At 73.3% G+C, this 25,238-nt stretch carries 18 protein-coding genes and 2 tRNA genes; 10 read left to right on the top strand and 10 right to left on the bottom strand.

What is annotated here, in order from left to right; all coding sequences use genetic code 11:
- Positions 1-21: 21 nt before the first annotated feature.
- The 4 genes from WMF34_RS14570 to WMF34_RS14555 all read right to left on the bottom strand — a co-directional run bounded on the left by WMF34_RS14570 (position 22) and on the right by WMF34_RS14555 (position 5,343).
- Positions 22-1,992, bottom strand: a complete 1,971-nt coding sequence (locus WMF34_RS14570; RefSeq protein WP_437993655.1) for a S8/S53 family peptidase — start codon at positions 1,990-1,992, stop codon at positions 22-24.
- The gene (locus WMF34_RS14565) at positions 1,989-3,095 is read right to left on the bottom strand and encodes a hypothetical protein (protein WP_012235421.1); all 1,107 of its coding nucleotides are present in this window, start codon (positions 3,093-3,095) and stop codon (positions 1,989-1,991) included. The genes WMF34_RS14570 and WMF34_RS14565 overlap by 4 nt, the downstream gene beginning before the upstream one ends.
- A gap of 156 nt (positions 3,096-3,251) precedes the next feature.
- Positions 3,252-3,560 (bottom strand): hypothetical protein, encoded by a 309-nt coding sequence (locus WMF34_RS14560; RefSeq protein WP_157906673.1) that lies wholly within the window; start codon positions 3,558-3,560, stop codon positions 3,252-3,254.
- A gap of 310 nt (positions 3,561-3,870) precedes the next feature.
- A complete protein-coding gene (locus WMF34_RS14555) occupies positions 3,871-5,343 on the bottom strand; it encodes a DUF4178 domain-containing protein (RefSeq protein WP_012235419.1) in 1,473 nt (490 codons plus the stop codon).
- Between the two features lie 107 nt (positions 5,344-5,450).
- Here WMF34_RS14555 and WMF34_RS14550 point away from each other — a divergent pair, with 107 nt between their 5' ends.
- The 3 genes from WMF34_RS14550 (at position 5,451) to WMF34_RS14540 (ending at position 9,754) form a co-directional block, all read left to right on the top strand.
- Positions 5,451-7,055, top strand: a complete 1,605-nt coding sequence (locus WMF34_RS14550) for a polyamine aminopropyltransferase (RefSeq protein ID WP_012235418.1) — start codon at positions 5,451-5,453, stop codon at positions 7,053-7,055.
- A 4-nt stretch (positions 7,056-7,059) separates the two neighbouring features.
- Entirely contained in the window at positions 7,060-8,697 is a 1,638-nt protein-coding gene (locus WMF34_RS14545) for an FAD-dependent oxidoreductase (protein ID WP_437993654.1), read from the top strand.
- Positions 8,698-8,935: 238 nt separating this feature from the next.
- A complete protein-coding gene (locus WMF34_RS14540) occupies positions 8,936-9,754 on the top strand; it encodes a PP2C family protein-serine/threonine phosphatase (RefSeq protein ID WP_012235416.1) in 819 nt (272 codons plus the stop codon).
- 214 nt (positions 9,755-9,968) lie between these two features.
- On the opposite strand, the gene WMF34_RS14535 is transcribed toward WMF34_RS14540, so the two are convergent.
- The 4 genes from WMF34_RS14535 to groES all read right to left on the bottom strand — a co-directional run bounded on the left by WMF34_RS14535 (position 9,969) and on the right by groES (position 13,647).
- Positions 9,969-10,736, bottom strand: coding sequence for an MBL fold metallo-hydrolase (locus WMF34_RS14535; protein ID WP_012235415.1), 768 nt, complete (start codon positions 10,734-10,736; stop codon positions 9,969-9,971).
- A gap of 4 nt (positions 10,737-10,740) precedes the next feature.
- Positions 10,741-11,397, bottom strand: coding sequence for a Crp/Fnr family transcriptional regulator (locus tag WMF34_RS14530; RefSeq protein WP_044964875.1), 657 nt, complete (start codon positions 11,395-11,397; stop codon positions 10,741-10,743).
- Between the two features lie 196 nt (positions 11,398-11,593).
- Positions 11,594-13,282, bottom strand: coding sequence for a chaperonin GroEL (gene groL, locus WMF34_RS14525; RefSeq protein WP_012235413.1), 1,689 nt, complete (start codon positions 13,280-13,282; stop codon positions 11,594-11,596).
- Positions 13,283-13,350: 68 nt separating this feature from the next.
- Entirely contained in the window at positions 13,351-13,647 is a 297-nt protein-coding gene (groES, locus tag WMF34_RS14520) for a co-chaperone GroES (RefSeq protein ID WP_012235412.1), read from the bottom strand.
- A gap of 613 nt (positions 13,648-14,260) precedes the next feature.
- Here groES and WMF34_RS14515 point away from each other — a divergent pair.
- The 3 genes from WMF34_RS14515 (at position 14,261) to WMF34_RS14505 (ending at position 15,305) form a co-directional block, all read left to right on the top strand.
- Positions 14,261-14,334 (top strand) — tRNA-Gln (locus WMF34_RS14515).
- 39 nt (positions 14,335-14,373) lie between these two features.
- Positions 14,374-14,448 (top strand) — tRNA-Glu (locus WMF34_RS14510).
- 146 nt (positions 14,449-14,594) lie between these two features.
- Positions 14,595-15,305: an NUDIX hydrolase gene (locus WMF34_RS14505; protein ID WP_437993653.1), complete on the top strand. Its 711-nt coding sequence runs from the start codon at positions 14,595-14,597 to the stop codon at positions 15,303-15,305.
- A gap of 32 nt (positions 15,306-15,337) precedes the next feature.
- Here the strand turns inward: WMF34_RS14505 and WMF34_RS14500 are convergent, their stop codons facing one another.
- Positions 15,338-16,309, bottom strand: a complete 972-nt coding sequence (locus tag WMF34_RS14500; RefSeq protein ID WP_437993652.1) for a hypothetical protein — start codon at positions 16,307-16,309, stop codon at positions 15,338-15,340.
- 555 nt (positions 16,310-16,864) lie between these two features.
- Between WMF34_RS14500 and WMF34_RS14495 the strand changes: the two genes are divergently transcribed.
- On the top strand, positions 16,865-17,752 hold the full coding sequence (locus WMF34_RS14495) for a DNA adenine methylase (RefSeq protein ID WP_012235409.1): 888 nt from the start codon (positions 16,865-16,867) through the stop codon (positions 17,750-17,752).
- A 27-nt stretch (positions 17,753-17,779) separates the two neighbouring features.
- On the opposite strand, the gene WMF34_RS14490 is transcribed toward WMF34_RS14495, so the two are convergent.
- Complete coding sequence (locus WMF34_RS14490; RefSeq protein ID WP_437993651.1) at positions 17,780-18,046, bottom strand: hypothetical protein; 267 nt, start codon at positions 18,044-18,046, stop codon at positions 17,780-17,782.
- Between the two features lie 295 nt (positions 18,047-18,341).
- On the opposite strand from WMF34_RS14490, the gene WMF34_RS14485 reads away from it, so the two are divergent.
- The 3 genes from WMF34_RS14485 to WMF34_RS14475 all read left to right on the top strand — a co-directional run bounded on the left by WMF34_RS14485 (position 18,342) and on the right by WMF34_RS14475 (position 25,237).
- Positions 18,342-22,886 carry a DUF2339 domain-containing protein gene (locus WMF34_RS14485; RefSeq protein WP_437993650.1) on the top strand — a complete coding sequence of 1,515 codons (4,545 nt, stop codon included), beginning with the start codon at positions 18,342-18,344 and terminating at the stop codon, positions 22,884-22,886.
- Between the two features lie 77 nt (positions 22,887-22,963).
- Complete coding sequence (locus WMF34_RS14480; RefSeq protein WP_437993649.1) at positions 22,964-24,205, top strand: putative metal-binding motif-containing protein; 1,242 nt, start codon at positions 22,964-22,966, stop codon at positions 24,203-24,205.
- Between the two features lie 138 nt (positions 24,206-24,343).
- Entirely contained in the window at positions 24,344-25,237 is an 894-nt protein-coding gene (locus tag WMF34_RS14475) for a LysR family transcriptional regulator (protein WP_437993648.1), read from the top strand.
- The last annotated feature ends 1 nt before the right edge of the window (position 25,238 follow it).

Raw genomic sequence — 25,238 nt, 5'->3', positions numbered from 1 at the left:
CGCGGCCGGACGGCAGCGCGCTCAGGCGGCGCCCTCGCGCGCGTCGCCGTCCGTGTCGCCCGCGAACACGATGTCCGCCAGCGCTCCGAAGCGCGACTCGACGTCGGCGACGGCGACGGCGTCGGTCGCCGATCGCTCGAGCCGGTCGAGCAGGGCGGTGATTTCGTCCCGCACACGCGGCGAGGGCGGCGGCGCCGCGCGGCTCGCGGCGAGGGCGCGGACGAGGAGCGAGAGCTGCCGCAGCACGGCGCCAGCGCCGTGGGCGCGCCGGCGCCGCGGGTCGCCCGCGGTGAGGCGGGCGTGGCGCACGAGCGCGCAGACGCCGTGGCAGAGGCTCGGGTCGGCGAGCAGCGCCCGGACCGCCCAGCGCGCGAGGCGGCGCGAGTACAGGCGGCGGGCGAGCGGCCCCTCGGCGCGGGCGTCGTGCCAGATGCGCGCGGCGCCGTCCTCGCCGACGGACACCAGCGCGAGCGCGATGGGATCTCCGGCGGCGAGGCAGGCTCGACCGGCGTCGATGCGGCCGTAGCCGTGCTTGGCGTTGTGGCCGTCGCGATCGCGCCCGTCGGGGAGCACGTCCCACGCGTCGGCGATCGGCTCGGCCGACGCGGGCGCCGCGGGGGGCACCGGGGCGAGCGTGCGCATCACGAGGGCGTCGAGCTCGGGCAGGCGGAGCGACGGGTTCTGCGACAGGACGAGGAGCAGCGAGCCCGCGGCGAGGGCCGAGGCCCCGCTCGACTCGGCATGGCAGAGCCGCTCGAGCGCGGGCGTCGCGCTGGACGCGGACGGCAGCGGGCAGGTGATGTCGTCGCCCGGCGCGAGCCACCGCACCGCCGGGCCGCGGTTGGCGAAGGGGCGGCTGCGCCCCCGCCGGTCCCGCCAGAGGAACCACCCTTCGCCGCGGGCGCCCGGGCCGACGCAGAACACGCGCGGGTCGCTCGCGGGCTCGCCGAACCCGAGCGAGAAGCTCGCGTGCAGCGACTCGGGAGGGCTCGAGGCCTCACGGCCCGTGGGGAACACGACAGGGCAGCCCCGGCCGCGGCGCCCGAGGCGGGCGGCGAACTCGAGCGCGTCGTCGAGCATGGGCGTCGTCGAGCCCTCGACGTACGCGGCGCACACCACGACGTCGGCGCCGTCGCTGACCGCCCGGACGATCGCGACCGGCAGGGCGAGGACGCACGATCCAGGCTTCGGGATCAGGTAGAGCCGGGGCGACGCGTCCGGCGCGACGCCGCGGAACCCGCCGGGGCGACGGCCCCCCACGGCCCACGCGACCATGAACGCGCCGTGGGCCTGGCTCCGCGGCGGCCGCTCCATCATGACGAGCACCTCGCGCTCGAGGCCGAGCTCGTCGGCCGTCCACGCGTCGTCGTCGATGACCCCGAGGCGCGTCCCGGCGCCGCCCCCGCAGCGGCGGCGATCGACGCCGATCCCGCCGCCCTCGTCGCGCAGGAACCAGCGGCCGGGGGTGACGGGATCGTCCTCGACCGACGCGCGGCGCGCGGTCCACCCCTCCGGGCGCGCCGCGGCGCCGGCGGCCGCGTCGAAGCGCGGGGCGACGGCGGCGCTCGGGCGCCGGGCCGACGCGACGTAGCGCACCGGCAGCGCCGCGGCCGAGAGCGCCGCGGCGACGTCGGCGCGCCGCCCGCGGTCGGGGGACCGGACGCGGAGCCAGAAGATGGGCGTCCGTTCGATGACGCGCTCGACCGCGACGCCAGACCAGCGCGCCCCGAGCGCCGCGGCGACCGCGTCGGGCGCGAGGGGGCACCGCGAGGCGACGACGACGTCGAGGGGACCATCGTCGTCGTCGCCGGCGGCGGTGGGGACCGGGGCATAGCCGAAGTCCCACGGCGGGCGCCGCGGGCGCGCCCTGGGCGTCGCGGACGACGCGGGGGGCGGCGCGCTCTTGCGACCTGGCGCCGGACGCGCGCGCGCGGAGCCCTCCTCGGGAGAGCCCGCCCCCCCTCGCGCGGCCGCGCCGCGGCCGCGGCTCATGCCAGCACGGCCTTGGCCCAGGCGTTGAGCGCGTGGGCGCGGTTGGCGAAGCCGGGGCTCTCGGCCTCGCACCGCGCGAGCTCCTGCGCTTGCCCTTCCCTCCCCTCCGCCCAGGCGGCGACGCGGCGGGCGCCGAGCACCGCGGCGCGCCGCCGCGCGGCGCGGAAGCACCGGCGCTCGCCGTCGAGCATCGCCGCGAGGACGCCGGACTCGAGGACCATCCGGCGGACGGGGAGCAAGGACGAGGGCGCGTCGGGGGTCGGCGGCTCGCCCTGCGCCCTCGGCGTCGCCGCGATCCCCCAGGGCGGCGTGCCGAGCGGTCCGTACGCGACCGCGCCGCGGTGGCGCGGCGGCTCCGAGGCGCGCTCCCGATCGCGCTCCTCGGCCCGGGGCTCTCCGTGCGCGCGCGATCGGAGCTCCGAGGCCAGGACGACGGCCCAGGCGCCGCCGCGCTGGTAGTCGTCCTGCCAGTCCATGACGTCGTCGTGGAGCTGCAGCCCGAGCCACACCGACGACAGCAGCCGCGCGAGCACCTCGCGCCGCTCGGCCGTCCAGCCGGCGGCGTGCGCGAGGGCGATCGACGCCGGGAAGCCGACGCTCTGCTTGCTGAGGGAGAGCGCGTAATAGCGGCTGAAGCCGGCGGGCCCGCCGCTCGCGAGGAGGCTGCGCTCGGTCTCGATGGCGAACAGCGTCGCGTCGTCCGCGCGCGCGAAGTCGATGGCCGGGTCGTCGACGCCTGGCGCGACGCGGCGGAGCGCCTCGTCGCGCGCCCGCCGAGCGTGCGCCAGGATGGCCTCGAGCTGCCAGGTCGGGCGGACCTGCTTGTCCTTGATGCGATCGGTGCCGAACGCCTCGATGACGGCGAGCAGGTGCGCGAGGAGCGCGTCCTGCACCGTGGCCCCGCGCACGCCCGGCATGGCCTCCGCGAGCAGCGCGGGGGCGGCCAGCGTGATCTCGTTGCTGAACACGGCGCTCCAGGGCACGTCGCGCGACGGGGACAGGCCGAGCGTGTAAGCCAGCCCCTGCGCGTCGGCGTGCAGCATCCCGGGGAGGGTCCGCCAGAACGCCTTGTAGAGCTCGTCCACCCACAGGGCGTCATCCATGCGCGGGCACCTCCCTCGCCCGGCGCGGCGCGCCGGGCTCGGCGCTCGCGGTGCGCGGCGCGCTCCGGGCGCCGGTAGATGGCACCGGGGCAGAGCCGCGCCGGTGAGACGTACGCCGATGGCGGGATAGCCCCGCCGGTCGCCTGCGCCGCAGCATCAATAGACGTTCGACTCCTTCCAGGGCGACAGGCACACGTTGAAGCGCTCCTCGACCACGATCGCGCGCCACTGGAGCACCTGGGAGGCGCTCAGCCCATCGAAGAAGCCGCCGATCCAGGAGCGGATGCGGCCGTTGAGCTGCGCGCGGATCCTGGCCGCGTCCACCGGCTCCTCATCTGCCTCGGGCGCGACGACGTAGAGGGCGAGCAGCTGCTTGAACTCGTCGAAGTGCTCCTGGTTTCGGAGCAGGGAGATGTAGAGCGCGCGCAGCTGTGCGTGCGGGTCGATCGAATTCACCGTTTGCATGGGCCTCCGCCGCCGGTCCACCACCGGCGTCGGACGGCACATTGCACGTCACGGGCCGCCGTGAGCCAGCGTGTAAGCCATTGAAATTACTCGATCGCCAGCGGCGGCCGGAGCGGGTCGATACCCGAAACCGACCATCATCTGCCCGAATCCGACCGCTCCGCTCGACGCGATGTCGCCTTTCCACAGAGGTGGACATAGACATGTCCAGCGCTGCACGTGCCCGACTCGACACCAGCCGGGATGGCAAACGACACACCGGCACAGGCCGTTCATTTCATACGCAGCCGAATCGATCAGTAGAGCTGGATCACTTCCCGCCGCCGAAGCTCGGGCTGCCCCCACCGCTCGGAATGAAGAGGACGCCGCCGCCGCCCCCACCGCAGTCGCTGAGCGCGATGAGAATGAGGAGGACGACGACGATGACGACGACGATGACGACGACCCTGCCGGCTCCGGCGCCCGTCCCGTCGCCGAACGAGGGGCTCGGCGGGGGTGGCAGGTGGAAGGCGGCGGCGAGCTCCTTCCCTGGAAGCGGTGAGCAGAACGACACGCTCACCTCGGTCGGGGCCTGCTCGATGCTGACCTTGCCGCCCTCGCCCTGGTACTCCGTGGCCTGCACGGCCTCGCCGATCTCGACCTTCCAGTAGAACTCGCCGATGACGTATTCCACCTCGGCGTGGACGCTCTGCTTGAGCGCATACGTCCGCCCTTGATAGCTCGCCGTCGAGCCCATCGGCTGGACCTCGCCGGGCGAGAGAGGCGTCACGAGCTGCCACGCCCCGTCCTCTTCCATGAGCCACAGGTAGCCAATGCTCGGTCCGCCGTAGAGCAGGTACTCGCGCCAGCGGTAACGCTCGCCCTCCACGGTGCAGCCCCGGATGACGAAGCCGATGCAGAGCACGCGCATGCCGCGGAGCTGGCCCTCGGCGCCGAGCGGGACGTACGGCTCCATGGGCGGCCTGGGGACCTGGCCGAGCGCGACGAGCGCGCCCTTCGTGAGGTCGCTCGCAGTACCGCAGTACCGGCAGACGATGCGCTCCGTGGTGCCGGGCGCGGCGAGCGGCAGGTTGCCGCCGCAGTTCGGGCACACGACGGCCGACACCTGCGCCGTGGGCTGGTCCACAGGGGCCCCGGTGTCGAGCTTCATGATGGCCGGGTCGATCTGCCGGCCCAGGTAGAGCTTGGGCGGGATCGTCCGCCCGTCGCCGTAGTCGAGCGTCCCGAACTCGCCCCTCGGCCCCGCGATGTCGACGAAGCCCGTCACCACGCCCGGCGCGGCGACGTAGGGCATCTCTCCCTCGGCCGAGATCACGCGCCGGCGGCCGACCTCGACGACGGTGAACATGCCGTGCCCCTCGAGGTGGACACGGCCGCCCGGCTGGAGGGAGCTCCACTGCGGCAGCCCGTTCAGCGGGAGCGGCGCCTCGGTGGTGGCGTACCAGCGCCCCTGGGCGAACGCGACCCACGTCCAGCGGCCGCTGGCCGGGAACGCGACGAAGATCTCCTGCCAGGGCGCGCCCGGCGCGCTGGCCCGATCGAGCTGGACGCGGCCGTCGACCACGAACGGCTCGTTGCCCCAGCGCCCGGTGACGCCGAGCTGGAGGGGCGTGGGGATCTCGACCAGGTCGGCGACGCGCCCGACGGCGCGGAGGTCCCGATCGGTGCGCGCGACGACGAACTTGCAGTGCTTGCACACCTGCGCCATCGCGCCCGCGAAGCGAAACGTGATCGGCGCGCCGCAGGAGGGGCACGCGGCTGCTCGGTCGAAGGGCGTGCTCACGCGAGCACCATACTAGAAGCCTCGACGACGAAAGAGGAAGCGTTTCAGGTGCGCCGGCGAGCCCGAACAGGCTGTGGTCCAGCGCGAGCGGTGCTAGGACCGCGCCGATGCCGGCTACCGAGGAGAGCCCTGCGGGAGCTCGGGGCGCCCCTCCCGGGGACGCCCTGGCGCCCTTCCCTGCGGCGCAGCCGCTGCCCCGGCTCGTGCACCCGGCGCTCCTCGCGAGCGTGTTCGTCATCGCCACGTCGGGGCTCGTCTACGAGCTCATCACCGGCACGCTCGCGAGCTACGTCCTCGGCGACTCGGTGACGCAGTTCAGCTTCGTCATCGGCCTTTACCTGTTCGCGATGGGCATCGGCTCGTACCTCTCCCAGTACATCGAGAGCCGGCTCCTCGAGCGCTTCGTCGAGATCGAGCTCGGCCTCGCGCTCGTCGGGGGGCTCTCCGCGCCGATGCTCTTCCGGGTCTACACGGCGCTCGGGTCGTTCCGCGCGCTGCTCTACTCGCTCGTGCTGCTCATCGGGATGCTCGTGGGGCTCGAGATCCCGCTGCTCATCCGGCTGCTCAACTTCTCGCTGGATCTCAAGCGGCTCGTCGCGCGCGTGCTCACGCTCGACTACATCGGCGCGCTGGCCGCGAGCCTGCTGTTCCCCTCGCTCCTCCTGCCGCGCCTCGGGATCCACCAGACGAGCCTGTTCTTCGGCGTGCTCAACGCGGCCGTCGCGCTCACGAGCACGTTCCTGTTCCCGCTCGATCGCGCCGTCGTCGTCCGGCTGCGGGCGCTCTGCCTGATCGTGATCGCCGGGCTCGGGGTCGCCTTCGCGCTCGTCTCGCGGTTCGTCGAGCGGTCGGAGGCGCTCTATTTCGGGGCGCCCATCGTCTACGCGGCGCAGTCGCCGTACCAGCGCCTCGTCATCACGAGGAGCCCGCGCACGACGCGCCTCTTCCTCAACGGCAACCTCCAGTTCTCGTCGGACGACGAGCACCGGTACCACGAGGTGCTCGTGCACCCGGCCGTCGCCGCGCTGGGGCGCGAGCCGCGGCGCGCGCTGATCCTCGGCGGCGGCGACGGGCTCGCCGCGCGCGAGCTGCTCCGTTACCCGTCGGTCGAGCAGATCCTGCTCGTCGACCTCGACGGCGCGGTCACCGGCGCCTTCCGCGATCTGCCGCTCGCCGCGGACCTGAACCAGGGCTCGCTGCGCGACCCGCGCGTCGCCGTCCGCAACGAGGACGCGTTCAAGTACCTCGAGGAGTCGACCGAGTCGTTCGATCTCGCGATCGTCGACTTCCCCGATCCCGGCAACTACGCCGTCGGCAAGCTGTACACGGACGCCTTCTATCACCTGCTCCGGCAGCGGCTCTCCGTGCGCGGGCTCGCCGTCGTCCAGGCGACGTCGCCCCACTACGCGCGCGAGTCGTTCTGGAGCGTCGTGACGACGCTCGAGGCGGCCGGCTTCAAGACCGCGCCGCTCCACGTCTACGTGCCGAGCTTCGGCGAGTGGGGCTTCATCCTGGCGGGCGGCGAGGGGCTCGCCGCGCCCGGCGCCCTCCGGATCGATCCGTCGAGGCTCCGCTACCTCGACTCGAGCGGCCTGCCGGAGCTCTTCCGGTTCCCCCGCGATCTCGGCCGCGTCGAGGCGCCGATCAACCGGCTGAACGACCAGAAGCTCGTCTCCGTGTACACGCGCGAGTGGGCCGAGTGGGCCCGGTGAGCCGGTGAACCGCCGCGGCTTCCTGAGCTCCGTGGCCGCGGGCTGGGTCGTGCACGCGGCCTCGCCGGGGCGCGCGCCGCTCGCCGGCGAGATCGTCGGCGCGGCCCACGGCGCGGGCCACCTGCTCCGCGGCGGCCCGCTGCCCGCGGCGAGCGGCCCCGCCGAGCGCGCGGACGTCGTGATCGTCGGCGGCGGGGTGAGCGGGATGTCGGCCGCGTGGCGGCTCGCCGGCGCCGGGCTCGATCTGCGCGTCCTCGAGCTCGAGCCGAGGCCGGGCGGCACGAGCGCGTGGGGCGACGACGGCGTCGTGCCGTACCCGTGGGGCGCGCACTACCTCGCCGCGCCGAACGTCGAGGCGCGCGCGACGCTGCGGCTGCTCGAGCAGATGGGCGTCGTCACCGGGTGGGACGCGGCGGGGCGCCCCGTGTTCGATCCGCGGCGGCTGTGCCACGCGCCGGGCGAGCGGCTGTTCTACGAGGGCGCGTGGCACACCGGCCTCGCGCCGGTCGACGCGCTCTCGAGCGAGGCGCTGGACGAGCTCGAGAGGTTCCACGCGCTCGAGGAGGAGCTCACGGAGCTCACCGGCAGCGACGGGCGCCCGGCGTTCCAGATCCCGCTCGATCGCTCCTCCCGCGACCCCGAGCTGCTCCGGCTCGACCGGATGAGCATGGCGGCGTGGCTCGATCGCGAGGGGTACCGCACGCCGTTCGTGCGCTGGTACGTGCGCTACGCGATGCTCGACGACTTCGGCGGCGAGCCCGAGGAGATCTCGGCCTGGGCGGGGCTGCACTACTTCGCGGGGCGCAAGGCGCGCGCGCCCGAGCTCGCGGGCAGCCGCTACCTCGTCTGGCCCGAGGGCAACGGCCGGCTCGTGAAGGCGCTGATCGAGCGCGCGGCGCCGCGCGTGTCGCTCGGCGCGCTCGTCACGTCGGTGCGCCCGCAGCCGAGCGGCCACGTCGAGATCGACTACGTCGACGTGCAGCGCGGCGAGGCGCGCCGCGTCGAGGCCCGCGCGGCGATCCTCGCGGCGCCGGCGTTCGTCGTGCGCCGGATCTTCGCGGGGAGCGCGGCGGGCGAGCTGCCGGAGCGGGTCGCGTCGGCGTGGCTCGTGGCGAACCTGCACGTCGAGCGGCCCATCGATCCCAACCACGCGTGGGATTCCGTCCTCTACGGCGCGGAGGGGCTCGGCTACGTCGACGCGCGCCACCAGCTCACCGATCTCGCGGCGGCGACGACGCAGCGATCGCGCCTCGAGATGCCGGTGCAGCGCACCGTGCTGACCTACTACCGCGCCTTCGGCGGGCCGGACGTCGCCGCCGCGCGCGCGGCGCTGCTCCGCGCGCCGTGGGCGTCGCTCGCCGACGGCGTGCTGCGCGATCTCGCGCCGGCGCACCCGCACCTGCGCGACGACGTCGAGCGGATGGACGTCATGATCTGGGGGCACGCGATGCCGCGCCCGCGCCCAGGCTTCCTCGGCCCGCGGCCGTTCGAGCCGCGCTGCGCGCTGTCCGAGCGCGTCGCCTGGGCCCACGTCGATCAGCCGGGGATGGCGCTCTTCGAGGAGGCGCACGCGTGCGGCGTGCGCGCCGCCGAGACGATCGCGGCCTCGGCGGGGATCGCGATCGGCGAGAGCTGGCTCTGAGCTCGAGCGCCCGTCGCCTCGGCGCGCGCCGCGCGGCGGGGAGCCCCACGTCCTCCCCCATCTTTCAAGAGCAAAGTGCTTCCGGCGAGCGAGCGCCTCCGGAAGGGTCCTTTACCCCTGCCGCCGGCCGCTTCCAGCGGCCATGGAGCGGCCGCTGTGGGAGATCCAGCCCAGGATTTCAGCTTTGCCCTCGCCTTGAACTTGCGCTGCCCCCCTGCTCCGCGTCTACTCTCTGCCCATGTTGCGGACCCGGTTTGCCGGGATGACGGATACCGGGCTCCTCCGGGACCACAATGAGGACAACCTCCTCGTCAGCGAGGAGTACCGTGTCGTGGCCGTGGCGGATGGAATGGGCGGACACCGCTCGGGCGACGTTGCGAGCCAGCTTGCCGTGAGCACCCTCTCGGACTTCTTGTCCGTGACGGTCGGGAGGGACGCCACCTGGCCCTTCCCAGCCGATCCGAACCTGACCGAGGAGGAGAACTACGTCGTCACCGGCCTCAGGCTGGCGAACCGGCGCATCTTCGATCGCTCGCTGAAGACGCTCGCCGACTTCGGCATGGGCACGACGATCGTGGCGGCGATGTTCTCCAAGGACGCCGAGCACGTGACGGTGGGTCACGTCGGGGACAGCCGCTGCTATCGCCTGCGCGACAGCCAGATCACGCAGCTCACCCGTGACCACTCGCTCGTCAGCGACGCGGCGCACATGGCGCCCTGGATGACCGAGGAGGAGGTCAGGCAGCTGCCCGCCAACGTCATCACGCGCGCGCTCGGCATCCGCGAGGACGTCCTCGTCGATCTCGTGACGGACGAGACGCGGCACGGTGACGTGTACCTCCTCTGCTCGGACGGCCTGTCCGGGCTGGTGAGCGACGATCAGATCCTCGAGCTCGTGATGTCCAGCGGCTCGCTGGACGCTGCGTGCAAGGCGCTCATCGATCGGGCGAACTACTTCGGCGGCACCGACAACATCACGGTCGTCCTCGCCCGCGTCGAAGAGGTGCCCGACGGCAAGCGCCCCTTCAACGACGAGCCCACCCAGGAAAGCCGCTAGCCCGCGGCGCCGCGCCGCTCTGCGGCCGCGCGCGAGCTCCCGACCCTGACGCCGCGCAGGCCTCACCTCCTGCGCGGTTCGCTCTCGCCCGGTGCAGCGAGCGCTCCCCTCGGGCCGGGCAGCTCGACGCCACGATCCCGTCGAGCGCAGCGTCACCATCCCCCCGCGCGCACGACGCCCCGGACCCCGCCCCGATGCGTCGGCGACGCGTCGCCTACAGGACGAAGTGATCCATGAGCTGAAGGACCTCCAGGTTCAGCCCCTTCAGCGCGGCGCACTCGCGCTCCACCTCGGCCTGGAAGACCGGCTTGATGTGGTAGAGCATCGTCGGCAGATCCCGCGGCGCGCGGAACTTCTGGAGCTCGAGGGCGAGCGTCTGCGGCGTGTGGTGGCCGCTCACCGTGGCGAGGCGCTGCTCCCGGTTGGGGAAGCTGACCTCCATCAGCAGCGCGCGGAGGTCCTGCTGCTGGTTCAGCACCTCCCACAGCCGCTCCGTGGGCCCCGTGTCGCCGCTGTACGCGATCGCGCCGCCGTCCCCTTCGATCACGAACGCCGACGCGTCGATCGTGTGCGTCACGTGGACCGCGCGCACGAGCCGCCCGGCGACCGGCGTGGGGCGCTCCGGCTTGAGCTCGAGGTACTGGATGGTCGGCTGCCCGGCGCTCGGGATCACCGCGAAATCGGGCCAGAGCACGTTGTTGAAGAAGTGCTTCTTGAGCGTGCGCAGCGTCTCGCGCGTGCCCGCGATCACGAGCGGCGGGCACCCGAGCTGGCAGCGGTTGTCCGCGATCGTGGCCAGGTCGCGGATGTGATCGAGGTGCGCGTGGCTCACCAGGCACGCCTCGAGCCGCGCCTGGTCCTTCACCTCGAGCCCGCTGGTCAGCGAGCCGGCGTCGATCGCGAGGATGTCGTCCACGACGAACGCGCACGTGCGATGCCTGGGGGTCTCCCCGCCGTGGCAGCCGATGACACGCAGCTCCACTGGTTCAGCTCTCTCCGCCGAACTTCTGCGGCATGTCCAGGAACTCGATGAAATCCCGGAACCTGCGCATGTCGGTCACCATGATCGCCGCGGGTGCGGGCGGCCCGTACGAGAGGAGCTTCAGCCGGCGGAGCCGCTTCATCACCTCGTCCACCGTCTCTTGCTCGACGTCGACCTCACGCGCGATGTCCTCGGGAGAGGAGCGGACGCGGATGCCTTCGGGCGTCTCCTCCCCGAAGGCCTCGGCGTGGCGCGCGAGCGCCAGCATCACGCGCGCCTTCGGGTCACGGTGCATGAGGATCTCGACGAGCGAGTTCGCCGCGTCGAGCCGCTTCGCCAGCTTCTTGAGGAGACGGAGCGCTATCTCGACGTCGCGCTGCAGCATGACCTCCAGCTTCCGCGCGTCGATCACGAGGCAGCGGGACGGCTCGCTCACGGTGGCCGTCGCGTTCCGGGGCTTGCCGTTCAAGATCGCCATCTCGCCGACGAACTCGCCGGGCCCGAGCACCGCGAGCACCTTGTCCTCGCCGGCGACCGACTTCGTGATCCGCACGGCGCCCGACTGGATGACGAACATGACGCCGCCGGAGTCCCCCTCACGAAAGAGCACGTCGCCCGGCACGTACTCGCGGCCATAGCGGGCGAACGACGACTCCGACATTGCCCGGGAGTCTAGCGCCCCACGTGACCGCGGGTCAAAAACCCGGGCAAGAGCGCTGCCGCTCACAAAAACGCGAGGGGCCCCCCAAGCCAGCATGCTTTGGAGGACCCCTCGGCCCGCTTCGTCGGGGCAGCGCGCTCGGCGGGCCGGCGCCGCGCGGAGGCGGCGGCAGCCCGAGAGCGGCGCGGACAGGCGATCAACCCATGTCGAAGTCGCCCATGCCGCCCATGCCGCCCATGCCGCCCATACCCCCCATGCCGCCCATGCCGCCCATGCCACCGGGAGCCCCGCCGGCCGCGGCCTTCTCCTTCTTGGGCTTCTCGGCGACGAGGGCCTCGGTCGTGAGCATCAGCGCGGCGACGCTGGCCGCGTTGGAGATGGCGTGCCGCACGACCTTGGCCGGATCGATGACGCCGCCGGCGAGCAGGTCCTCGTACGAGTCGGTCGCGGCGTTGTAGCCGAACGTCGGCGCGCCCGACCGGACCTTCTCCGCGACCACCGTCCCGTCGACCCCCGCGTTCTGGGCGATCTGGCGGAGCGGCGCCTCCACGGCGCGGCGCACGAGCCGCACGCCGACGTCGCGCTCGTCGTTGAACTTGAGCGACTCGAGCGAGGCGGCCGCCCGGAAGAGCGCCACGCCGCCGCCGACCACGATGCCTTCCTCGACGGCCGCGCGGGTCGCGTGCAGGGCGTCCTCGACGCGCGCCTTCTTCTCCTTCATCTCGGTCTCGGTCGCCGCGCCGACCTTCACCACCGCGACGCCGCCGGCGAGCTTCGCGAGCCGCTCCTGGAGCTTCTCGCGATCGTAGTCGCTCGTCGTGTCCGCGATCTGCTTGCGGATCGCCTCGATGCGGCCCTTGATGGCCGTCTTGTCGCCCTGGCCGTCGACGATGACCGTGTTGTCCTTGTCGATCTCGACCCGCTTGGCCGTCCCGAGGTCGCGCACCGTGGCGCTCTCGAGCTTCTGGCCGAGGTCCTCCATGAAGGGCGTCGCGCCCGTGAGGATGGCGATGTCCTTCAGCATGTCCTTGCGGCGATCACCGAAGCCGGGCGCCTTCACGGCGGCGACCTTGATCGTGCCGCGCAGCTTGTTCACGACGAGCGTGGCGAGCGCCTCCCCCTCGACGTCCTCGGAGAGGATGAGCAGCTCGCGCCCCTGCTTCACCACCTGCTCGAGCAGCGGCAGGAGGTCGGCCATGGCCGAGATCTTCTTCTCGTGCACGAGGATGAGCGGGTTCGTGAGCACCGCGGTCATCTTCTCGGGGTCGGTCACGAAGTAGGGCGAGAGGTAGCCGCGGTCGAACTGCATGCCGTCGACGGTCTCGAGCTCCGTCGTCATGCGCTTGTTCTCCTCGACCGTGATCACGCCCTCCTTGCCGACCTTCTCCATGGCGTCGGCGAGGATCTGGCCGATCTCCTTGTCGCCGTTGGCGCTGACCGTGGCGACCTGGGCGATCTGGTCCTTGTCCTTGGTCGGCTTGGCGGCCTTCTGCACGGCCTCGATGACCTTCGCGACCGCCGCGTCGATGCCGCGCTTCAGATCCATCGGGTTGTGGCCGGCCTCGACGAGCTTGAGGCCCTCGCCGAAGATCGCCTGCGCCAGCACCGTCGCCGTCGTCGTGCCGTCGCCGGCCTTGTCGCTGGTCTTCGAGGCGACCTCGCGCACCATCTGGGCGCCCATGTTCTCGAGCTTGCCGGCGAGCTCGACCTCCTTGGCGACCGTGACGCCGTCCTTCGTCACGACCGGGGAGCCCCAGCTCTTCTCGATGACGACGTTCCGCCCCTTCGGCCCGAGGGTCACCTTGACCGCATCGGCGAGCGTGTTCACGCCCTTGAGGATCGCGGCGCGGGCGCCGCGGCTAAAAACGATCTGCTTCGCAGCCATCTCTCAATCCCCTCGCGGCCGCGCGGCCGCGTGTACTAACGCTTGCGTTCGGTTGCCTCGGACCTGGTTCAGGAGGCGGACTCGGTCACGGCGAGCACGTCGTCCTCGCGGATGAGCACGTGCTCCTCGCCGTCGAGCTTCACCTCGGTGCCGCTGTACTTGCCGAACAGCACCTTGTCCCCGACCTTCACATCGAGCGGGCGAACCTTGCCGTCCTTCAGGACCTTGCCGTTGCCCACCGCGACGACGCGCCCCTCGATCGGCTTCTCCTTCGCGGCGTCGGGGATGATGATGCCCCCCTTGGTCTTCGTCTCGCTCTCGACGCGCTTGACGACAATCCGATCCTGCAGCGGCCTGATTTTCATGCTGGCTCCCTCGTCCTCGGCTTGTTGACTGACCATCGGCTCGCCGGAGGTCCCGTTCGCCCCCCCGCTGGGGCGTTCCGCCCGCGCGACAAGAGCTAAGTGCCCGACATCGCAGTGTCTTGGCACTCTCCTAGGCCGGTGGCTAAACCGCGGCCGAAAGTAAATCAGTCACCCGGCGCGTCAAGGGCACGCAGCAGGGAGCCGCGACTTTTCCGGGACCGAGAGTCCCGAACGGCGAAGCCGAGATGTCTGGAGAAGCGACGGCGAGGCGCGGTCGCGACATCGTGGAGCCTCCTCAGGGACGAGCCCCCCTCCGACAAGCGGGAAGACAGCCTGGACGGATCGTGGCGAGAGCGCGACCGATGGCAGCGCGACGGGCGACGAGCGACGTCAACGGACGGCATGCAACGAGGGCGGAGCGGGTTGAGCGACGAGGGGTTGAGCAGGGGGGAGGCCTCGCTCCACCCGCGAAGCGCTCGAAACACGCGAAATAGGGGCGATTTTTGGCGGCGGGCATTTTTCTTCGGCGGGTCCGATTTTGATCGCTTGACAATCCAGGCAGCCCAAGTAGATTCCGCGGCCCGTGGCGCTGATGAACACGGCGCTGACCCCTTGGGGGATCGTCTAACGGCAGGACGCAAGATTCTGGCTCTTGCTATCAAGGTTCGAATCCTTGTCCCCCAGCCAGGCCGCTCAGCTCTGCTGTCGGTCTTCTCCACAGAACAAGGTCCCATCGTCTAGCGGTTAGGACATCGGCCTCTCACGCCGGTAACGCGGGTTCGATTCCCGCTGGGATCGCCACTTCACCCTCCTCGCCTCGTTTCCTGCTGCTTCCGTCTGATGTCGTGCGTCGAGCACGACGCGAAGCGCAGCGTCATCCGACGTGCGCGAGCACGCAGCACAGCGAAGACGTCCTGCTCCGTTCACGTTGCGCTACCCTGTGGCGCATGGCGGCGCAGGACGAAGAGGAGCTTTTTGACCTCCTCGATGACGGAGGCCGGCCGCTCGGCGTGCGCAAGGCGCGCAGGCTCGTTCACCGCGACGGCGACTGGCACCGGAGCGTTCACGTGTGGGTGCTCCTCGAGCGGGGGCCCGATGGCCTGGAGCCGGACGGCGGCCGGAGCGCCGCGGAGCCGTGGGTGCTCTTCCAGCAGCGCAGCCCCGACAAGGACACCTGGCCCGGCGCGCTCGAGGTCGCCGTGTCGGGGCACTACCGCGCCGGAGAGGATCTCGCGGGGGCGCTGCGCGAGGCGGAGGAGGAGATCGGCCTGCCGCTCTCGCCGCGCGACGTTGTCCGGCTCGGCACGCGCCGCAGCCAGGACGATCACGCGCCGGGCATCGTCGATCGCGAGCTGCAGGACGTGCTGCTCGCGACGACCCGCCGCGCGCTCGAGGAGCTGCGTCCCGATCCGCGCGAGGTGACAGCGCTGCTGTCGCTCCCGCTCGGCGCGGCGCTGCGCCTCGTCCGAGGCGAGGCGCCCCGCGCGAGCGGCCTCGCTCGGCGGCCGCCGGACGCCGCGGGCGCCGTGAAGGTCGAGCCGCGCGACGTGCGGCTCGATGAGTTCGTTGTCGCGCGCGACGGCTATTTCGAGCGCGCGCTCGACACGATCCGCCGGCGCCTCGCGGGCGAGGCGCCGGCCCCATGGCGCCTCGGCTAGGACGGCGGCGCTTTCTCCTCGCGCCCGTGCTGTCAGCCTGAGCCGCGGCGCCCGTCCGCCGGCCGCCGGGGCTTCTCGGGGGGCACCGCCGACGCGACGAGGAACCCTTCGGCGCGGTGCGGGGCGAGCCCGCAACGCGCGTTCATGCGCTTGGCGATCTCGTCGCCGGCCCTGACGAGCGCGTAGAACCACCGGATCCCGAAGCGATCGTGCCCTTCCCGGAGCGCCGCCGCCTGCAGGGGGGCCCCGAGCCCCCGCCCGCGGTGGTCCTCGCGCAGCGAGGTGCAGATCGGCATGGCCGTCCACGAGGGCGCCTCGCCCACGTCGGAGATCCAGAGCGGCGGGGCGCCCAGCAGCCCGAGCTGCGCGAGCGCCTCGCGCCCGCCGATCTCGGCAGGCTGTGGCCGCGTCATGACACACAGGGTGGCGCAGCCGATCAGCGCCCCCGCGCCGTCGCGCAGCGCGAGCGTCAAGGAGCGCCCCTCGCCGCCGCGCAGGGTCCACCCCGGGAGCGGCGCGTGGCCGCTCTCGGCCTGAAGCTCCTGGATCGCGCGGATCGACGCCTCGTCGTCGTCCGGCGACACCCTGGACAGGCGCAGGCCCGGCGGGAATGTGCGAAACCGGCCGAGCCCCTGCACGGCGGCGCGCACCTCGCCGGCCGGGGCGCCCATCACCGAGAGGTCCTCGTCCACGGAGAGCCCCGCCTGGCGCAGCGACGCCGAGAGCGCGGTGAGCTCCGGCCGGGGGGCGTGCAGGATCACGCGCTCGAAGCAGCGCACGAGCGCCTCGCGCCGCTCCGGCGGCGTCCGCTGGGCGTGCAGCAGGATCAGCGAGCGACCGTCGGTGGTGATGCCGTCCTGCTCGCCGATCCAGTCGCGGGCGGCGTACAGGATCCGCTGAGCACGGTAGTCCGCGGCTTCACCGAAACAACCCGGTCCGTCCGCAGGACCGGGGCCGCGCTGCTGCGGGGCGTCGTCGCGATCGAGGTCGAAGGCAAGCATCATGGCGGCATCCCTCCTGTCGAGAAGCAACGGCGGCTTCCACGCATGGCGGCCCCTCGAGGAGCGGCCACCCGGCGCGGGACGCCCGCGCCCAGCGCCCGAGCGAGCCCCTGCCGCGCCGGGCAGGTCCACCGGCGAGATGGCCTGACGCGGCGGTGCGCGAATGCGGGAGAACTCCGCTCCACCAGCGGCTGTCCAGCCCGCGTGTCGAGACTTCAACTTATCCCTGCTCGGCGATCGCGCAAGCGGCGACATGCCATGATCCGGGCAGCGCTCCAGCCCGGACACGCACGCTCATGCATGCTTACAAGCATTCGGAATTACTGATGAATCAGACCCATATCGACTGTCGACCTCAAGGCACATCGCCGCCCGACGGGGCCGCGGCATGGACATAGAACGACCTAGCCTGGAGAGACCCATGGCCCCGGGCGCCCGCGCGTCGGGGGCGGACCGGCGAGGCGCGTCGGACGCGTCCGACGAGCGTGCTCGCTCGCGGTGCCTTCGGCGGTTGAGGACGATCGCGCGCCCTGGTAGGTTGGCGTCCAGTATTGCGCGATGACCACCGCCCTTGTCACCGACCCCGACGACGACGCGCCCGTGACGCCACGCCCGTTCCTCAAATGGGCGGGCGGCAAGGGCCAGCTGCTCCGACAGTTCCAGCCGCTGCTCCCCGCGTCCTACGGGCGCTACTTCGAGCCCTTCATGGGGGGGGCCGCGCTCTTCTTCTGCCTGCAGCCGAAGCGCGCGACGCTGACGGACGTCAACGCCGAGCTCATCGACTGCTACCGGGCGGTGCGCGATCGGGTCGACGAGGTGATCGCCGCGCTGGGCAGGCACGCCTACGAGGAGGCGCACTACTACAAGGTTCGCGACGTCGATCCCGCCTCGCTCACGCTGCCCGAGCGCGCCGCGCGGACCATCTTCCTGAACAAGACGGGGTTCAACGGGCTCTACCGGGTCAACAGCGCCGGCCGCTTCAACGTGCCTTTCGGCCGCTACGTCAAGCCGGCCATCTGCAACCCGCCTCAGCTGCGGGCCTGCTCGGCGGCGCTGCAGGGCGTCGAGCTCGAGGTCCGCGACTTCGAGCGCGTGCTCGACCACGCCCAGGAAGGCGACTTCGTGTACCTGGACCCGCCGTACTCGCCGGTCTCGTCGACCGCGAACTTCACGTCCTACAGCGCGCGCGGCTTCGGCTTCCGCGACCAGGAGCGCCTCGCCGCCCTCTTCGCGGAGCTCGACGGGCGAGGCGTCCAGGTGATGCTCTCGAACTCCGATGTTCCGGAGATCCCGCCGCTCTACAAGCGGTTCAAGATCGACCGCGTCGCGGCGCTCCGGAGCATCAACGCGAAGAGCGACGCCAGAGGCCGCGTGGGGGAGATCGTGATCCGGAACTACGGCGCCAGGCGGAGCCGCAAGGCGGCGCCCGCAGACAAGGCGGGCTGAGCCCGGCGCCGCCGCGCGGCGCGCGGCTCAATCGACGGTCTTCCCCTCGCGCTTCTCCGGATCGGGGGCCGCGCGCTCCTCGGCGTACGCCATCGCCACCTCGATCTCCTCGTGGATCTCGCGCGAGGTGACCTTGTTCCCCGAGGGATCGACGGCCTCCCACACGAAGCCGCGGATCTCACCCGGGCGCTCGGGTATCCAGCGGACCCGCAAGGTCCAGCCGTGCAACTCGGCCGTATAACCACCTTCCTCGTGGTCCCGCTGCCATGCAGAGACGGTCGGGTGCTTCACCATCGCGAGGTCTCCGCCGCAGAAGGTCGAGAGGACAGAAGAACTGTTCCCGAATGGCCGCGCTCCCCCCCCGAGCAACGCCGCCGTCCGGGAACACGGGGAAGATAGCAGGCGCCCGGCGCGCGGCGATCAGGCAGGCGTGTGTTCCTCATGCGGATGCACCTTACCCGAATCCCAGCGCGCGCCGAAAGGTCCTCCCCTTCCGATGGGCCCGTCGGCGCGAGCAGCGTGAACAGCACAGGCATCGTCGCGCGGACGGGCGGCGCCTGCGACGCGCACCCCATGCTACGAAGCATGCATGGGGGCAGGAATCGTCGTCTTCTTCGGGCTCGCGCTCGTCGCCTATCTCCTGGTTGCCCCGCTCGTCGCCTTCGTGTTCGCCGTCCGGGCCAACCGGCGCAACGAGGACCTGCTGCTTCGGATCCACGCGCTGGAGCACCGGGTGGCCGAGCTCTCCGGGCGGCGCGGCCGAGCAGCGCTCAGCGCAGCGGCGGAGAGCCCGCGAAGCACACACGGCCTGGAGCAAGAGCGGATTGCCCAGGGCGCGCTCCCGCCCGCAGCGGCGGCGCCACCCGCGCTCGACGCCGAGGGCGCAGGCGCGCCGCCCGCGCTCGACATGGCCACCGCCGGCGCGCCGCCCGCGCTCGACATGGCCGCCGCCGGCGCGCCGCCCGCGCTCGACATGGCCACCGCCGGCGCGCCGCCCGAGATCGCGCATCCGACCGCCCCCGCGCCCCCGGGGGTCGCGTCCACGGCGTTCGCCGCCGCGGCGGCCGCGGCGCCCCCCTCTGTCGCGTTCCCGGATCCCGCTGCTTTTCCGGTGCCTCGCGCGCCTCGCCCCGCGGCGACGCTCGACGCCAGCGCGCCCGGCGCCGGCTCGGCCGCGCACCGCGAGGTCCCGGAGCGGCCCTCCATCGAGGAGCGGCTCGGCCTCACCTGGCTCACCCGCGCAGGCGCGACCACCTTCTTGCTCGGCGCGCTCTTCTTCTTCAAGTACGCCTCGGACAACGCCTGGATCGGGCCGTTCGGGCGCGTCGCGATCGGCGCCGCGACCGGCGCCGCGCTCCTCGCGATCGCCGAGGTGCTCCGCGGGCGCGCGCAGCGTCGCTTCGTCCACACGCTCATCGGCCTCGGCCTCTCGGTCCTGATCGCGTCGGTGTGGGCGAGCGCCGCGCTGTACGAGCTCGTCCCGATCCCCGCGGCCTTCGCGGCGGACACGGCGCTCCTCCTGCTCGGCGCCGGCCTCGCGCTCCGCCACCGCGGCGAGGCCATCCTGATCCTCAGCCTCGTCGCCGGCTTCCTCAACCCCGTCGTGCTGTCGACGGGGCAGGACCGGCCGCTCGTCCTGTTCGGCTACCTCCTGCTCATGACGAGCGTCGCCCACGCCGTCGCGGCGAGGCTCGGCTTCCGCGTCGCGCCGTGGCTCGCGATCGCAGGCCACACGGCGCTGTTCTGGGGCTGGTACGCCACGCACTTCGACGCCAGCGCCGCCCCGGCCGGCGGAGACCCGGACGCGGCGCCCTGGCTCGACTCGCCCGCGCAGGCGCTCCCGGGGCCCTACTTCCCGCTCGCCGCGCGCGCGGCGCCCCTCGCGTTCGTCGCGCTCGCCGCGGCGCAGGGCATCCTGCGCGCGCTGTGGCTGCGCCGCGCGCCCGCCTCGAGCCCGGATCGAAGCGCCGCGCCAACCGGCGGGGCAGCGACCGGCGTCCTCCGCGTCGCGGCGCGCGCGGACGCCACGGCGACCAGCATCGCCGCCCTCGTGCTCGCCCACGCGGGCGCGGCCGCGCTGCTCTTCGACGCGCCGCGCGCGCTCACGGCCGCCGCCATCGCGCTCGCGCTCGCGGCGCTGGTCGCCCTGCGCCCGCCGGAGGAGGGAGCGTGGCTGCTGGCGCCGATGGGCGCCGCCTTCCTCGCCTTCGCCGCGACGTTCGCGGACGCGCCTGCCGCGCACCGGACGACGCTCGTCGCGCTCGTCGCGGCCTGGACGCTCGTCTACCTCGCGGGGTGGCTCCGCGGCGCCGGGCTCGCGGGCCAGCTCGATCGGAAGACCGCCGTCGCGTGCTCCGCCGGCGCGGCGCTGTTCGCCTGCACCGCGGGCATGCTGCTGATCGAGGCCGATGCGGCGCTCTTCGCGCTCGCGCTCGCGGGCGCGGCCGCCCTCGCGGCGTGGACGGCCGCGCGCGCCGCGCTCCCCGCCCTGCTCCTCGCCGCGGCGATCGTCTCGGCAGGCGCGCTCGCGGCGGCGGCGCATTTCGCGATCGCGCCGGCGGACGGGGGCGCCTCGGCGGCGGCCGATGCCGTCGACGCCGTGAGCGCCGTCAACGCCCTCAACGCAAGTTTCCTCGGCGCATCGGCGCTCGTCATGCTGGTGTTCCTCGGCGCCGCGGGCGCCTCGGCGCGGCGCGCGCGCGAGCCCGGCGCGCCGGCGCTCTCGTGGTCCGACGCGCTCGCCGCGTGCGTGGCGACGCTCGGGTTCGTCGCGGCCGCGCTCGGCGCCACGCCGGAGGACACGCCGACGCTCCGCGCGCTGCTCACCGCGGGTGCCGGCGCCCTGGACCTTTCGCTCGGCGCCGCGCTCCTCCGCGCCGGCGTGACCCGCGAAGGCGCCGCGCCCCCCGCCGATCGCGTCGCCCTGCTCCTCGGACAGGCGCTCGCCCTGTTCGCCGCGGCCGTCGCGTTCGGGCTCGGCGGCGCGACGGTCACCGTGGTCTGGAGCATCCTCGCGGCCGTGGCGGCCGCGATCGCGGCGCGCACCGGCGAGCGCGCCTGGCTCGCCGTCACCTTGCTGCTCTTCGCCGCCACCCTCGGGCGGGCGCTCGTCGTCGATCGGGCCGAGGTCGAGGCGCTCGTGACGACCTGGTTCGCCACGCACGGCCGCGACGGGACCATGGCGGTCCCCGTCCTGCTCAACGCGAGGACCTATGCGTTCGCGGGCGTGAGCGCCGCCCTGCTCGCCGCGGGGCGGCTGCTGTCGCGCGCGGCGTTCGCCCGCCCCCCGGACGCCGCGCGCGGCGAGCTGCGCGGCGCCGCGGTGGCGGCGCTGGGCGCAGGGTATGCGCTGCTCATCACGACCGTCGTCCTCGAGGTGCGGAGCGCGATCACCGCGCTCCCCGCCGCCCCCCCTGCCCCGCTCGACGCGGCCGAGTTCGCCGAGCTCACCGTGCAGCACCGGGCCGCCCTCGAGGGCCAGCAAGGCAGCCTCGCGATGGCGACCACGCTCGTGCTCGCCCTCGCGGCGATCGCGCTGCTCACCGCGGGGTTCGCGGCGCGCGACGCCTTCCATCGCTACGCCGGGCTCTCCCTGTTCGCCGTCACCATCGCGAAGCTCGTGACCTGGGACGTCTGGCACGTCGAGCGCATCTACCAGATCGCCCTCTTCACGGGCGTCGGGGCGCTGCTCGTCGGCGGAGGGTTCCTCTACGCGCGGTTCGGCCGGCGCCTCGTGACGCTCCTGCGCGCCGGATCGCGGGGCGCGGCCGGGCCGCTCGCGCTGCTCGCGGCGATGAGCCTCGCGCGGCCCGCCGAGGCGCAGACCGCCGCGGCGCTCCCGACCGAGAGGCACCCGCTCGTCCGGCCCATCGAGGGCGTGGACGCCGCCGGCGACCACCGCGTCGACGTCGATCTCGACCTCTACCGCGAGAGCCGCGCGGAAGAGCTGCTCGCCGACGTCCGCATCGCAGGCCCCGACGGCGCCGAGGTGCCCTACGTGATCCGCGAGCCGGGCGCCGCGCACGCGTCCGGGCGGATCGCGGCCACGATGCTCGATCCGGGGGTCGACGCCGCCGGCGTGGCGCACGCGACCTGGGCGCTCGACGCGCCCGGCACGCGCCACTGCCGCGTCGAGCTCAGCGTCACCGGCGGCAGCTTCCTCCGCGAAGCGCGGGTCGAGACCGGCGCGGATCCGAGGGCGCTCAGCGAGGTCGCGCGCGGCGCCCACGTCTACCGCATCCCCCAGGGCTCGGAGACGGTCGAGCACCTGTCGGTCCGCTATCCCCTCTCGCGCGCCGCCCTGGTCCGGATCCGCCTTGTCCCCGAGGGCGCCCCGGCGCGCGACGCGGCCGCGGACGTCCGGATCACGGGCGGCGCCGTCTCGTGCGAGCCGCAGGCCCCCACCGAGTCCCCCGCGCTGCCGCCGCTCGCGATCGTCGAGACGCAGCGGGACAGCGAGGCGAAGACGACGCTCGTCACGCTCGACGCCGGCGCCGACGGCGCGCCGCTGGAGGCCGTCCTCCTCGACGTCGCCACGCCGGAGTTCAGCCGCCGCGTCGACGTCGCCTCGACCACGTACCGCGCGGTCTGGCCGGCCGTGGGGAGCGGCATGATCCATCGCATCCGTCCGCGCGGTGCGTCAGGGCCCTCGCTCGAGTCGACGCGGATCCCGCTGAGCCCCACCCGGAAGCGCTTCCTCCGGCTCACGATCCACGACGGCGACTCGGCGCCGCTCTCCCTCTCGGGCGCGCAAGGCGAGGTGCGGGCGCGCGAGATCGTGTTCCGCGCCGCGCGGCCGGGGCCGCACTGGCTCTACATCGGCGACGCGCTCGGCAAGCGCCCGAGCTACGATCTGGCCGACCTGCTCGACCCCACCGTGCGCGAGCGTCCCCCCGCCGCGAGGCTCGGCGCCGCGGCGGCGAACCCGGAGCTCGGCGCCGCCCCGGTCGCGCGCGACCTTCCGTTCACCGAGCGGCACCGCGCGCCGATCGGGGGCGCGCTGGCCGTCGGGTTGCTCGCGCTCTCGCTGTGGGCCGCGCGGCTCCTGAAGCGAGGGGAACCAGAGCGAGGCGCGCCGCCCGACGACCCCGCGCCGCCGCGGCAGCGAACAGAAGACAGCGAGCCCAGGCCGTGATGTGCTCGCATGTTGCCGTGGGCCGCCGGGGACGCGGCGCTCCGGCGGTCCGGACCAACCATCGAGGTGGATGCACCATGAGAGGCGGGCGCTTCGTCTACTTGGGTCTCTGCGCGAGCGTCGGGGCGGCGCTCTGGGCCTCGGGCGCGTGCTCCGCGACGGCGCGCGACCAGCAGGCGCCTGGCGAGGTCGGCGGCGGGGGCGCGAGCAGCGCCACGACGGCGGAGACGGGCAGCGGCGGACGGGTGGAGTCGACGGGCTCGTGGGCTGATTTCGGCGGCGGCACGCCGGCGGAGGAGGGCCCGTCTCCCGACGAGGACGGCGACGGGTTCACCATCGAGGACGGCGACTGCAACGACGGCGACACGAACGTCAACCCAGGCGCCGTCGAGGTCGTGATCACGGAGCCCGACCAGAGCGGCGCGGTGCCCGAGCCGGCCGACGAGGACTGCGATGGCGTGATCGACAACGCGCCGCAGGCCTGCGACAGGAACATCGCTCCTGCCGACTTCGACGCCATCCACGGGGCCCACGCGATCGACCTCTGCGCCAGGGCGTCGCCCGGAGACAGGAAGTGGGGCGTGCTGAGCGCGCAGTACGTGCGCGGCGACGGCTCGCCCGCGGAGCCCTCGCCCGCGGTGGGCGTGCTCGATTCCTTCGGCCCCAACGTGCACCCGCAGGGCGGGACCCGCCTGCTCGTCCTGTCCTCGGGTCGCGCCCGGATCGCCGGGTGGCCGGGCGCGTGCAACACGTATAGCTGCACGAACTACGGGCTGGGCGTGGCGCCGCCCGGCTTCCCGCAAGGCGCCCCCGGGTGCCCTCCCTCGGCAAACATCCACGACGACATCGCCCTCGAGCTCGTCCTCCGCACGCCGACGAACGCGACAGGCTACGAGTTCGCGTTCAAGTTCTACACCTTCGAATATCCCGAGTTCACCGTAGAAGACTGCTTCAACGACCAGTTCGTCGCACTGGCGACGCCCGCCCCGCCAGGGTCGCTCAACGGCAACCTCTCGTTCGATAGCCTTGGCAACCCCGTCGGCGTCAAACTCAGCTTCTTCGATGTCTGCGAGGAGTGCCCGCTCGGGACGGACGAGCTCGAGGGCACCGGCTTCGGGCTCTGGGACGATGCCGGCGCGACCGGCTGGCTGCGCACGCGGGCCCCGGTGACCGGCGGCGAGGAGCTCAAGCTGCGGTTCATGATCTTCGACACCGGCGACGAAATGCGCGACTCGACCGCGCTCGTCGACGGCTTCAAGTGGATCGCGAACGGCGGCACCGTCCCGCTCGAGACCGCGCCCGTCGAGGATCCTCGGTAGCGCCCCGGGGTCCGGACGACCCGAGCCGCCCTCCAGATCGCGCGCGCCGGCCGCGGCGCGAGGTGGACCACGCGCCGTGGCCGGCGCGATCCCGTATTATGCGGCCGGGATTGTTTCGCAAAACGATACGATACCGCGATGCTGCTCCCTTCCTTGGAGAACCTCGCCTGCTTCGAGGCCGCGGCGCGGACGCTGAACTTCCGGACCGCGGCGCGCGCCGTCGCGCTCAGCCCCGCCGCGTTCGGCCAGCGCATCCGGCAGATCGAGGAGCAGGTCGGCGCTCCGCTGTTCGAGCGCACCACGCGCCGGGTGCAGCTGACGCCGCGCGGGCTCGCCTTGCTGCCGCGCGCCCGCCAGTGCCTGGCGCTCGCCGAGGACTGCCTCCGCAGCGCGATGGGCCCCGCGCCCGCTCCGGTCGAGCTGACGCTCGGCACGCGGTTCGAGCTCGGGATGTCGTGGATCGTCCCCCAGCTCGGCGCGCTGACGCGGCGGCGCCCCGAGCTGACGCTCCACCTCTATTTCGGCGCCTCCGACGACCTGCTGAGGCGCCTCTACGACCGCAGCGTCGATTGCGTCGTCACCAGCGCGCGCTGGAGCGCCACGACCCTGGCGGCGGAGACGCTGCACGAGGAGCGCTACGCGTTCGTCGCCTCCCCCAGGCTGCTCCGGCGCGAGGCGTTCGCCCGCCCGGAGCACGCGTCGCGGCACTGCCTGCTCGACATCGACCCGACCATGCCGCTGTTCCGGTACCTCGCGGATCAGGCGGGCGGCGCCGGCTGCTTCGCGTTCGCGCGGCACCGCTGGGTGGGGCTCGGCGCCGCCATCAAGGCGCTGGTGCTCGCCGGCGAGGGCGTCGCCGTGCTGCCGCGCCACATGGTCGCCGCCGAGCTCCGCGGCGGCAAGCTGAAGCGGCTCCTGCCGTCCGCGCCCCTCGCGCGCGATCATTTCCGGCTCATCTACCGGCGCGACGACCCGCGGAGCTCGCTCTACGCGAAGCTCGCCGAGTCGCTGCGCGCGGTGCCGATCCAGTGAG

The sequence above is a fragment of the Sorangium sp. So ce145 genome (assembly GCF_051525985.1).
Lineage (GTDB): Bacteria > Myxococcota_A > Polyangia > Polyangiales > Polyangiaceae > Sorangium > Sorangium cellulosum_B.
Note: the sequence above shows the minus strand (reverse complement) of the source record. Positions and strands in the feature narration are given on the sequence as shown.

Bases quoted from the DNA above. Each gene is read 5' to 3' on its own strand.
- WMF34_RS14570 (WP_437993655.1), bottom strand. From the start codon at position 1,992: ATGAGCCGCGGCCGCGGCGCGGCCGCGCGAGGGGGGGCGGGCTCTCCC.
- WMF34_RS14565 (WP_012235421.1), bottom strand. From the start codon at position 3,095: ATGGATGACGCCCTGTGGGTGGACGAGCTCTACAAGGCGTTCTGGCGG.
- WMF34_RS14560 (WP_157906673.1), bottom strand. From the start codon at position 3,560: ATGCAAACGGTGAATTCGATCGACCCGCACGCACAGCTGCGCGCGCTC.
- WMF34_RS14550 (WP_012235418.1), top strand. From the start codon at position 5,451: ATGCCGGCTACCGAGGAGAGCCCTGCGGGAGCTCGGGGCGCCCCTCCC.
- WMF34_RS14540 (WP_012235416.1), top strand. From the start codon at position 8,936: ATGTTGCGGACCCGGTTTGCCGGGATGACGGATACCGGGCTCCTCCGG.
- WMF34_RS14530 (WP_044964875.1), bottom strand. From the start codon at position 11,397: ATGTCGGAGTCGTCGTTCGCCCGCTATGGCCGCGAGTACGTGCCGGGC.
- groL (WP_012235413.1), bottom strand. From the start codon at position 13,282: ATGGCTGCGAAGCAGATCGTTTTTAGCCGCGGCGCCCGCGCCGCGATC.
- groES (WP_012235412.1), bottom strand. From the start codon at position 13,647: ATGAAAATCAGGCCGCTGCAGGATCGGATTGTCGTCAAGCGCGTCGAG.
- WMF34_RS14505 (WP_437993653.1), top strand. From the start codon at position 14,595: ATGGCGGCGCAGGACGAAGAGGAGCTTTTTGACCTCCTCGATGACGGA.
- WMF34_RS14500 (WP_437993652.1), bottom strand. From the start codon at position 16,309: ATGATGCTTGCCTTCGACCTCGATCGCGACGACGCCCCGCAGCAGCGC.
- WMF34_RS14495 (WP_012235409.1), top strand. From the start codon at position 16,865: ATGACCACCGCCCTTGTCACCGACCCCGACGACGACGCGCCCGTGACG.
- WMF34_RS14490 (WP_437993651.1), bottom strand. From the start codon at position 18,046: ATGGTGAAGCACCCGACCGTCTCTGCATGGCAGCGGGACCACGAGGAA.
- WMF34_RS14485 (WP_437993650.1), top strand. From the start codon at position 18,342: ATGGGGGCAGGAATCGTCGTCTTCTTCGGGCTCGCGCTCGTCGCCTAT.
- WMF34_RS14480 (WP_437993649.1), top strand. From the start codon at position 22,964: ATGAGAGGCGGGCGCTTCGTCTACTTGGGTCTCTGCGCGAGCGTCGGG.
- WMF34_RS14475 (WP_437993648.1), top strand. From the start codon at position 24,344: ATGCTGCTCCCTTCCTTGGAGAACCTCGCCTGCTTCGAGGCCGCGGCG.